Origin of the sequence: Paraflavisolibacter caeni, from assembly GCF_025628885.1 — a bacterium.
Classification (GTDB): Bacteria; Bacteroidota; Bacteroidia; order Chitinophagales; family Chitinophagaceae; genus Flavisolibacter; species Flavisolibacter caeni.
In genome coordinates this window covers 53,502-63,357 of record NZ_JAOTIF010000033.1, presented here as the reverse complement: position 1 = coordinate 63,357, position 9,856 = coordinate 53,502, and the positions used below count along the sequence as shown (strand labels likewise).

Sequence of the window (9,856 nt, the reverse complement as noted above, 5' to 3'; positions counted from 1 at the left end):
TTCATGATAAGTAGATCAGAAAGCAAAACTATTTACATCCCATCCGGTCAACAATATGCACTTGCTCGTTGATTTACCGTCCTCTGACGTTTTACCTCAGGCAAGTAAACTTAGTTAAATTGAAAAATATCCCCCTTCTTCTATTAATACTTTTCTTTCTTTTTGGGAATGATCTTCAGTCCCAAATGGTTACAGGTGTATGGAAAGGCCGTATAGGCAGGCAGAAAGCCGAAGTGAAGATCATTCAGAAAGGGGATAGCCTGACTGGCACTTCCTATTATTACAGTGCTCCTGGCAACTACCGCCGCTATAGCATCAAAGGATTTTTTGAACCCACCACAAATGCCGTAGTTTGGTGGGACGATCAATTGATTGAGGAGAAAAGCAGCACATTGGGCATTGGTACACCAGGCAAAATCCCCCTGTTAGCCAAAGCTGATTTTAACTGCCCGGGAGGCGGTGTAATGATGTTGGATGGCACGGCAGCTCCAAAAGAAGAATCTGATCCCAATGGATCCCTGCACCTGGACAAAATATCCAGTTCAAACTTCAGAGATGAGTGGGATTATGTGATTGATAACTATATAATCGGTGCCAATAATCCGGATGTTATTGACAGTGTAGCGCTCATTGCTTTCCGGGGGCCACAGCCGCAACAGAAAACTCAGGATAGACCTTCAGAACCTGTCGAATCTCCAAAAAAAGGAATGGTGGTCATTCCGCCTATGCCTTCAGAACCCGTAGTAAAGTCTGAGACTCCTAAACCCATTATACCTTCAAAACCTGTTACGATAGAAGAAAAATTTGTCGTCCGTAAAAGCAAATTTGTAATGGATATCCCATTAGCTGGCGACTCTTTGGAACTACGGTTCTATGACAATGCCGAAATCGATGGTGACTCCATTTCATTATTTCTGAACCAGAAAATGATCTTTAGCCACATCCGCCTCACGGGCAAACCTTATGTGGTAAAGTTGCCAATCGCAGAATTATCCGAAAGCAACGAGTTGGTAATGGTAGCCGAAAACCTGGGACGCATTCCGCCAAATACCTCTTATATGATCGCAATAGTAGGAGAGAAGCGATTTGAGGCCAACCTGGAAAGTACAGAAGAAACAAGCGCATTGATTCGACTGACAAAACCAAAGATAGAATAACTGTATTTGCAATAGCTCCTTCTGTGCACGGGATTTGCTGTATAATTCCAAAGAATTTGAATATGGCATATCCAAATGTAGAGCTTATCAATGCTCTGCGAAAGGCCGCAACAAATTTGCGCAATGGAGCTCATTATGCCTGGGGCCATCATGGATCTTGTAATTGTGGCCACTTGTTGCAGGTAATAACCCATTTGAGTAAGGACGAGATTTTGCGTTATGCCCGTACTGGCTCTGGTGAATGGACAGAAATAGCTGAAGGTTATTGTGGTGTTACCTCCGCTCCGGCCTACCTGCTGATTGGAAAGCTGGAAGAACTTGGATTATCACCTGCCGATATCCATTACTTGGAATACCTGGGTGATAAAGAAGTCCTAAAGAGCCTTCCGGGCGGATTTAGGTGGTTAAAGAAAAACATACGGCAGGATGTCATCCTCTATTTTGAAACCTTTGCTCAGTTACTTGAAGACAGACTGGCTACATTGGTCCTTTCAGGAAATTTAATGCCCTCAAGGAAGTTGAGGGCATTAAACATTTAAACCACAATATTCACCATCTTCCCCTTCACATAAATAATCTTCTTAGGCTGCTTGCCTTCTACCCACTTCTGCACCACAGCATTGCCCAGCACAATCTCTTCTACTTCCTGTTGCGTGGCATTCAGGTCCAAAACGAGTTGCGTCCGCATCTTACCATTGATAGAGATTGGGTATTCTTTTGCAGTTTCCACCAGGTGTTTACTTTCAAACTTTGGAAAGGCTGCATCCAATATATAGGTGTCATGTCCCAATAAATGCCACAATTCTTCACTCACATGGGGTGCATAAGGAGCCAATAAGATCAACAGTGATTCCAGTACCTCTTTCTTGTGACATTTCAGATCGTTTAGCTCATTCACGCAAACCATGAAAGCAGAAACAGTAGTATTGAAAGAGAAGCGCTCTGTGTCTTCTTCAATCTTCTTAATCGTTCTGTGCAACACTTTTAATTCAGCCGCTGTTGCCTTATCATCCGTTACAATCAATCCTTTTTCTTCATCAGCAAACAGTCTCCACAGCTTTTTCAGAAAACGGTGTACACCTTCAATGCCTTTAGTGTCCCATGGCTTGTCCTGGTCGATGGGACCCAGGAACATTTCATACATGCGGAAGGTATCTGCACCATAACGTTCAACGATATCATCTGGGTTTACTACATTGAAATAGCGCTTGCTCATTTTCTCCAGGCGCGAGCCACAGATGTATTTCCCATTCTCCAGGATAAATTCAGCATCAGCATAATCAGGCCTCCATTTCTTGAAAGCTTCAGTGTCCAGTTCAAAACCATCTATCATGCCCACGTCTGCATGCAACTCATCTGTTTCATACTGGTCTTTTAATCCTGCAGAAACAAATTTATGCGTACCGCGTATCCGGTAAATGATTCTCGAATCGCCACCAATTTTACCTTGGTTCAAAAGTTTCCTGTAAGGCTCGTCGAACGAAATATAACCTAGGTCAAACAACACCTTGGTCCACAAACGGCTGTACAACAAGTGACCTACTGCGTGCTCTGTTCCACCTACATACAGGTCAACCTGGTTCCAGTAGTCACTGGCTTCTTTACTACAAAACTCGTTTTGATTGTTTGGGTCCATATAGCGCAGGAAATACCAGCTGGAGCCTGCATAACCAGGCATAGTGTTGGTTTCCAAACCGCGGGAAGTCCATTCCGGAATATTGGCCAGGGGACCTTCACCTTCTGGGCCAGGTCCATAGCTTTCAACGTAAGGAAGTTCTAGAGGCAGCTCGCTTTCATTTAAAGGATAAGCAATACCATCTTTCCATACAATAGGAAAAGGTTCACCCCAGTAGCGCTGGCGACTGAAAGCGGCATCACGCATTTTGAAGTTGATCTTCTTTTTGCCTATGGCCATTTCCTCCAGTTTATTGATCACTATTTCCATAGCATCCCTCATTACCATCCCATTAATAAAGCCACTGTTTTCTAACAAGGCATCCTTGGTAGGATTGGCTTCCTGCCCGTTGAAGGCATCTCCTATAATGTTAGTGATCGGAATATGGAAATGTTGGGCAAACTTGAAGTCGCGTTCATCACCACAAGGCACCGCCATGATAGCACCGGTTCCATAACCCGCCAACACATATTCAGAGATCCAGACAGGGATTTGTCTGCCATCAAAAGGGTTTAAAGCATAAGCACCGGTAAATACACCGCTGATCTTCTTCTCAGCCATGCGCTCGCGCTCGCTCCTGCTTTTCACGTAAGCAATATATTCTTCTACAGCCACTTTCTGTTCAGGAGTTGTGATCTGCTCTACCAGTTCATGTTCAGGAGCCACGACCATGAAGTCTACACCAAAAATAGTATCAGGTCTGGTGGTATACACTCTAAGTTTATTGCCGGTTGATTGTTGCCCGCTGATTTCAAAATCAATCTCAGCACCACTGCTCTTGCCAATCCAGTTGCTTTGCATATCCTTCATCGCCTCGCTGAATTCAACCTTCTGAAGACCTTCAAGCAGGCGGTCGGCATATTCAGTAATGCGCAAATACCATTGGCGCAACTTCTTCTTGACAACTGGAAAACCTCCGCGTTCACTTACCCCATTGATAACTTCATCATTGGCCAGAACGGTTCCTAAGGCCTCACACCAGTTTACTTCTCCATATCCACAATAAGCGATACGGTACTCCATCAGGATAGTTTGCTGTGTCTTTTCATCAAAGCTTTTCCAGGCCTCGGAAGTAAAGGTTACATGAGGGTAATTGTTAATTTGAAACTGTGAATTAGGAATAGGGTGATTCGCGTTCCCTTCAGTTTCAAAAATTTGCACCAATCCTTCAATTGGCTCTGCCTTAGCAGTTTTTCTGTTATACCACGATTTGAACAATTTCAGGAAGATCCACTGCGTCCATTTATAGTAGTTGGGCTCAGAAGTATTTACTTCACGGCTCCAGTCATAGCTAAAGCCAATTTTATCCAACTGGTTGCGGAAATTTCGAATATTTTGTTCAGTGCTGGTTGCTGGATGAACGCCATGCTCTAAAGCATATTGCTCCGCAGGCAGACCAAAAGCGTCATAACCCATGGGATGAAGCACATTGAAACCCTTCAGTCGTTTGTACCGGGCAAAGATGTCGGAGGCTATATATCCCAAAGGGTGTCCCACGTGAAGTCCAGCTCCACTGGGGTAGGGAAACATGTCCAGTACATAATATTTGGGCCTGTCAGACCGGTTTGGTACCCGGTACACATTGTCCTCGTTCCACTTTTGCTGCCACTTGCTTTCTATTTCTCTAAAATTGTATTCCATGAAGGTTGTGCCTCATCCCTTAAAAGGGAATTTTAAGTTTGATATGTAAAGTTTTTATTACCAATTCTAACCGCCCTACAGAAATATTCGTCTGGGAAATCCTTTGTCAAACAATTTGAAATGAAGAATTCCGTTTTCAATTCAACTATTGCCCTATTCCTAAACCTATTATAACTATGTTGCAATTCCCCAAATCCTGTAAATCATAATAATCAGCGGTCTTAATCCTGAAAATCCGCGATCCAAATCTACAGTTCCGTGGTTTTACGGTTTGCAAAAATAACAGATTATACCACTTTTATCTATGTTCTAAAATAACTGCATTCCTCCGGACATTAGGTTTGTCATCCCTTAACTTAGGATTGTGCGCTGATGCTCTCCGCCTTAGGCGGACTGGAGTGGGTTAAAAGTTTTAAAAGGTTTTAAAAGAAGCAGGGCTGTTCTAAATGCAATCTTTTATTTTTGTTCACTTCTAAATTCATGAGCATGGCGCAAAACGGCAAAGCATCATTAAAGCGGGGAAAACCATCTTATTTTATGTCTATCCTGGGAGTTACCCTTGTATTATTTCTTTTAGGCATTGTTGGATGGTTGACCATCAACTCCCAGAAATTGATTCAATATTTTAAAGAAAGCGTGGAACTCCAGGTGTTTTTAAAACCCAATATACCCGACTCTTCAAGGACAAACATTCAAAACTATATAGCCTCTCAACCCTATACAAGAAACTGGAAGTATACCGATAAAGAAACTGCCAAAAAAGAATGGATGAAAACTGGTGGTGAGGATTTTACTGAGTTTTTGGAAAACAGCCTGCTACCAACCAGCATCGACTTTACATTAAAAGCAGATTATGTGGATTCCGCCCGCATAGCTCAGATTAAAGATGTCATAGCAAGCTTCCCTGCTGTTGATGAAGTAAAGTACCCTACTGCTGTCGTAAGCAAAATGCAGCGCAACTTCAACCTGATCAGTCTGGTTCTTGCCGGCGTGGCCATTTTGATCGCTATTCTGGTTATAGTTCTCATTGACAATACCATTCGTCTGGCCATGTTCAGTAATCGATTTATTATCAAAACGATGCAAATGGTGGGTGCCACCCGTTGGTTTATTGCTAAACCTATGGATTTGCGGGCCATTGGTAATGGCGCCATTAGTGCAGTTATTGCCATCGCTCTGGTTTATGGCGTTGTCCAGGTTGCCGAAAGCTTTCTTCCGGATCTGAAAGCCCTGCATGATAACACGCTTTTGGTTTTACTGTTCCTGGCGCTCATTGTTATTGGTATTACCATTACGCTTTTCAGCACGCACCGTAGTGTACTGAAGTATTTGCGTATGAAACTGGATGATCTTTATTAATTTGAAATATTAGTTCATCCCGTTTTACATGATGAACTAATTAATTTCTTCTTTACTTTGCTTCTTTAATTTTTCGCATGAAGTCTACAAAAACAACCACAGAGAAAGAAACTAACCGCTTATTCGATAAATCCAACTATATGTGGATGCTGGGGGGCGCTGCCGTTATGATCCTGGGCTTTTTGCTGATGGCTGGCGGCCGCAGTGAAGATCCCAATGTGTTTAATCCTGGCAGCGTGTACAGCACCGTTCGTATCACCATTGCTCCCATATTGATTTTAGCAGGACTGGTGATTGAAATCTATGCCATCTTCCGTCATCCAAAAGACTAACAATCTTCTCCCATGAGCATTATCGAAGCCATCATTATAGCTATAGTAGAAGGCCTGACAGAATTTTTGCCTGTTTCATCCACCGGTCATATGGTAATCACCTCGTCGCTGATGGGGATCGAGTCCAGCAGTTTTACTAAAGTCTTTGAAGTCGCCATTCAATTAGGCGCCATTCTGGCTGTAGTAGTTTTGTACTGGAAAAAGTTTTTTTTGAAGAAAAACTGGTTTGAATTTTATTTCAAGTTGGCCATTGGTGTCATACCAGCACTCTTCTTTGGCTTTTTCTTTGGCGACCTGATTGACAGCATGCTGGAAAGTCCAACTACTGTGGCTGTCAGCTTATTGCTCGGTGGCATTGTTTTGCTCTTTATAGACAGGTTCTTTAAAAATCCTACAGTTGGTTCTGAAGAGAAGATCACATTCCTGCGTTCCTTTATAATTGGTTGCTGGCAGGTGCTGGCCATGATCCCTGGTGTTAGTCGAAGCGCTGCCTCAATTATTGGTGGTATGCAGCAAAAGTTGACCCGCAACCTGGCTGCCGAGTTTTCTTTCTTCCTGGCTGTGCCTACCATGTTGGCTGCAACCGCCTACTCCTTGTTTGTAAAAGGTTGGGATAACAATGGCCTGGAGCAAAAGGGATATGAGTTGATCCTCAGTTCTACTGAAAATATTTACGCCTTTGTTGTTGGTAATGTAGTTGCATTCATCGTGGCCTTGCTTGCTATCAGGTTTTTTATCAAATACCTGCAGGTTTATGGTTTCCGCCTCTTTGGTATTTACCGCATCATCGCCGGAATTTTCCTGCTGTTTCTGATTGCACAGGGATATCTGAAATGAGTGATCCGTCACCCCGATTACTTACCTTTAAGCAACTATTCCAGAGTTTATGCAAAAAATCTTTCTGTTGCTAATAACAGCAAGCTTGTTGCTCGCCTCCTGTGACCGTTATGGCAAAAAGGTGGAAATTAACAACAATAGTGAAGTGTTCTATAAAGATGAGGCCACTGAATCTGAAGCTAAGCGACTGGGTAATTTCCTGCTGGACAGGAACTTCTTCGATTCCCAAAATGAAAAAAGCGTGCAGCTTTCCAAAGACAGTGGTATTTACACTGTACGCTTTGTGGTAGATAAAGCTAGTTATGAAACAGATAAAGAAAATACACTCTTAGGCTTTCGTGTGTGGCAGATGTGGATTTCTGAAGATGTATTCAATATGGCGAAAACTAAAGTTGTATTGGTAGATGACCAATTCAACGACCTGGCAGATGCTGGTGAGTTGACTCCTGAACTCAAAGCCGCCGTAAGAGCGGAACAGCTAAATTCAATAACACCAGATGCCGGTGCTACAACACCAGATAGCAGCCGCATGGATAATACAAGGGTGGAGTAACTTCACTCATTCTTTTCTTAAACTCGTCGAAATCACAAACATGCAGCAATCTTCCAAGAAAGTGATCAATGCCTGGGCTATGTACGACTGGGCAAATAGTGCCTATAACCTGGTGATCACTTCTACTGTTTTTCCCGCTTATTATGAATCTATTACAGGCGACGGCAATCCCCTTACCACCGACAGGGTTCGTTTTCTGGGGTACGACTTTGTAAATAGCTCCCTGTACAATTATGCTCTGGCTTTTGCTTTCCTGGTAGTAGCCATCATTTCTCCTTTATTGTCGTCCATTGCTGATACAAGGGGTAATAAGAAAAGCTTTATGGGTTTCTTTCTGACTATGGGTAGCATTGCTTGCTGCACTTTATTCTTTTTCAACAAAGAAACTTTATGGATAGGCTTGCTGAGTACTATTATAGCCTGTATTGGTTATTGGGCTAGCCTTGTGTTTTACAACTCTTATCTGCCCGAAATTGCTCCGTACGAAGAAAGGGACCGTGTCAGTGCAAAAGGATTTGCTTATGGTTATGTAGGCAGTGTGATCCTGCAGTTGATTTGTTTCCTGTTTATCCTGAAGCCAGATTGGTTTGGTATAAAAGATGGTTCTTTTGCGCCCAGGCTTTCATTTTTGCTGGTTGGTTTTTGGTGGTTTGGCTTTGCACAGATCCCATTAAAAAGACTCCCGGTCTATAGGCCTCATAATATAGATCCACGCAAAAGTGCCATCACCAATGGCTATAGAGAACTGCAAAAAGTGTGGCATGAATTGAAGCAACTGCCATCACTAAGAAGGTTTTTGGCTTCTTTTTTCTTTTATGACATCAGCGTACAAACCGTAATGCTGGTGGCTGCTTTGTATGGTACCAGCGAACTGCAGATCCCAACTACCAATTTGATTGTATCCATAGTGTTGATACAATTAGTAGCCATACCTGGCGCTTTCTTAATTTCAAAGTTGTCGCAATTAATTGGTAACATACCAGCATTGATGGTATGCGTCGTGGCATGGATAGGCCTTTGTATCGGAGGGTACCTGCTACCCACCGGCGACATTAATAAGTTTTATGCGCTGGCTGTAGGTATCGGTTTTATAATGGGGGGGATTCAGTCTTTGAGCCGCAGTACTTATTCCAAACTGATGCCGCAGACAAAGGATACGACTTCTTTCTTTAGCTTTTTCGATGTTACAGAGAAGATCGCTATTGTGATCGGTACCTTCCTCTTTGGATTGATCACGCAATTCACAGGGTCGCAACGTACTTCCGTACTCGTGCTGATAGCCTTTTTTGTCATAGGTCTTCTCCTTCTTTTATATACATTGCAAGCACAAAGATCGCGGCCCCTTGCCTCTGAAACACTGGAAGTCGAAAAAAACCTTACTGCTTAAACAAGCTTTTCCAATATCTGAATATCTAAAAATCACAATATCTTTTTCATGAATCTTTACGCAATAGAAACAGAAACATTTAAACTGGATGGTGGCGCTATGTTTGGTGTAGTACCCAAAAGTATGTGGAACAAACTGAACCCTGCCGATGAAAATAACCTTTGCACCTGGGCAATGCGTTGCCTGTTGATTGAAGATGGGAACCGCCTGATCCTGGTAGATAATGGAATCGGCAATAAACAAAGCGCTAAATTCTTCGGCCATTATCATTTGCAGGGTGATAACTTGGACACATCCTTGTCAAAAAAAGGTTTTCACCGCGATGATATAACCGATGTGATCTTAACGCACCTGCATTTTGACCATTGTGGTGGCTCTGTGAATAGAGAGGGCGATAAGCTGGTGCCTGCATTCAAAAATGCCACCTACTGGAGCAATGAAAAGCATTGGGATTGGGCCATCCATCCAAACGACAGGGAAAAAGCTTCTTTCTTAAAAGAGAATATTCTTCCCATTCAGGAATGGGGACAGCAAAAGTTTATAGAAGTTCCTGCAAGTGCAAGCACTGGCAAACTTCCATCTGCGCCCTTCAATGAAAATATCTCCGTTCGGTTTGTTAGTGGGCATACCGACAACATGATGTTGCCGCAAATACGCTATAAGGACAAAACCATCGTCTACATGGCCGACCTGCTGCCTTCTGAAGCACACATACCCATGCCCTATGTAATGGCTTATGATATGTTCCCGCTGACCACTATGCACGAAAAGAAAAGCTTTCTAGCAGAAGCCCTCGAAGGCGATTACACACTCTTCTTCGAACACGACCCGAAAATTGAATGTTGTAACTTGCAAATGACAGAGAAAGGAATCAGGTCAAAAGAGATCTTTAAACTGCAGGATGTGTTGTAGTGA

At 42.9% G+C, this 9,856-nt stretch carries 9 protein-coding genes; 8 read left to right on the top strand and 1 reads right to left on the bottom strand.

Annotation, left to right across the window (positions count from 1 at the left end):
* The first annotated feature begins 119 nt into the window (after nt 1-119).
* Together OCK74_RS25080 and OCK74_RS25075 are read left to right on the top strand one after the other, a co-directional pair.
* The gene (locus OCK74_RS25080; RefSeq protein ID WP_279299859.1) at nt 120-1,157 is read left to right on the top strand and encodes a hypothetical protein; all 1,038 of its coding nucleotides are present in this window, start codon (nt 120-122) and stop codon (nt 1,155-1,157) included.
* Between the two features lie 62 nt (nt 1,158-1,219).
* A complete protein-coding gene (locus OCK74_RS25075; RefSeq protein WP_279299858.1) occupies nt 1,220-1,696 on the top strand; it encodes a hypothetical protein in 477 nt (158 codons plus the stop codon).
* Here OCK74_RS25075 and leuS read toward each other — a convergent pair.
* Entirely contained in the window at nt 1,693-4,473 is a 2,781-nt protein-coding gene (gene leuS, locus OCK74_RS25070; protein WP_279299857.1) for a leucine--tRNA ligase, read from the bottom strand. The genes OCK74_RS25075 and leuS overlap by 4 nt on opposite strands.
* 486 nt (nt 4,474-4,959) lie before the next feature.
* On the opposite strand from leuS, the gene OCK74_RS25065 reads away from it, so the two are divergent.
* From OCK74_RS25065 to OCK74_RS25040, 6 genes are all read left to right on the top strand, one after another.
* Nucleotides 4,960-5,832 (top strand): cell division protein FtsX, encoded by an 873-nt coding sequence (locus tag OCK74_RS25065; RefSeq protein ID WP_279299856.1) that lies wholly within the window; start codon nt 4,960-4,962, stop codon nt 5,830-5,832.
* A gap of 77 nt (nt 5,833-5,909) precedes the next feature.
* Nucleotides 5,910-6,164 carry a DUF3098 domain-containing protein gene (locus OCK74_RS25060; RefSeq protein WP_279299855.1) on the top strand — a complete coding sequence of 85 codons (255 nt, stop codon included), beginning with the start codon at nt 5,910-5,912 and terminating at the stop codon, nt 6,162-6,164.
* Between the two features lie 12 nt (nt 6,165-6,176).
* Nucleotides 6,177-7,001: an undecaprenyl-diphosphate phosphatase gene (locus tag OCK74_RS25055; protein ID WP_279299854.1), complete on the top strand. Its 825-nt coding sequence runs from the start codon at nt 6,177-6,179 to the stop codon at nt 6,999-7,001.
* Nucleotides 7,002-7,050: 49 nt separating this feature from the next.
* A complete protein-coding gene (locus OCK74_RS25050) occupies nt 7,051-7,554 on the top strand; it encodes a hypothetical protein (protein WP_279299853.1) in 504 nt (167 codons plus the stop codon).
* Nucleotides 7,555-7,594: 40 nt separating this feature from the next.
* Complete coding sequence (locus tag OCK74_RS25045) at nt 7,595-8,941, top strand: MFS transporter (protein WP_279299852.1); 1,347 nt, start codon at nt 7,595-7,597, stop codon at nt 8,939-8,941.
* Nucleotides 8,942-8,989: 48 nt separating this feature from the next.
* Nucleotides 8,990-9,853 carry an MBL fold metallo-hydrolase gene (locus OCK74_RS25040; protein ID WP_279299851.1) on the top strand — a complete coding sequence of 288 codons (864 nt, stop codon included), beginning with the start codon at nt 8,990-8,992 and terminating at the stop codon, nt 9,851-9,853.
* Nucleotides 9,854-9,856: the final 3 nt, after the last annotated feature.

Bases quoted from the DNA above. Each gene is read 5' to 3' on its own strand.
- OCK74_RS25075 (WP_279299858.1), top strand. From the start codon at position 1,220: ATGGCATATCCAAATGTAGAGCTTATCAATGCTCTGCGAAAGGCCGCA.
- leuS (WP_279299857.1), bottom strand. From the start codon at position 4,473: ATGGAATACAATTTTAGAGAAATAGAAAGCAAGTGGCAGCAAAAGTGG.
- OCK74_RS25065 (WP_279299856.1), top strand. From the start codon at position 4,960: ATGGCGCAAAACGGCAAAGCATCATTAAAGCGGGGAAAACCATCTTAT.
- OCK74_RS25060 (WP_279299855.1), top strand. From the start codon at position 5,910: ATGAAGTCTACAAAAACAACCACAGAGAAAGAAACTAACCGCTTATTC.
- OCK74_RS25055 (WP_279299854.1), top strand. From the start codon at position 6,177: ATGAGCATTATCGAAGCCATCATTATAGCTATAGTAGAAGGCCTGACA.
- OCK74_RS25050 (WP_279299853.1), top strand. From the start codon at position 7,051: ATGCAAAAAATCTTTCTGTTGCTAATAACAGCAAGCTTGTTGCTCGCC.
- OCK74_RS25045 (WP_279299852.1), top strand. From the start codon at position 7,595: ATGCAGCAATCTTCCAAGAAAGTGATCAATGCCTGGGCTATGTACGAC.
- OCK74_RS25040 (WP_279299851.1), top strand. From the start codon at position 8,990: ATGAATCTTTACGCAATAGAAACAGAAACATTTAAACTGGATGGTGGC.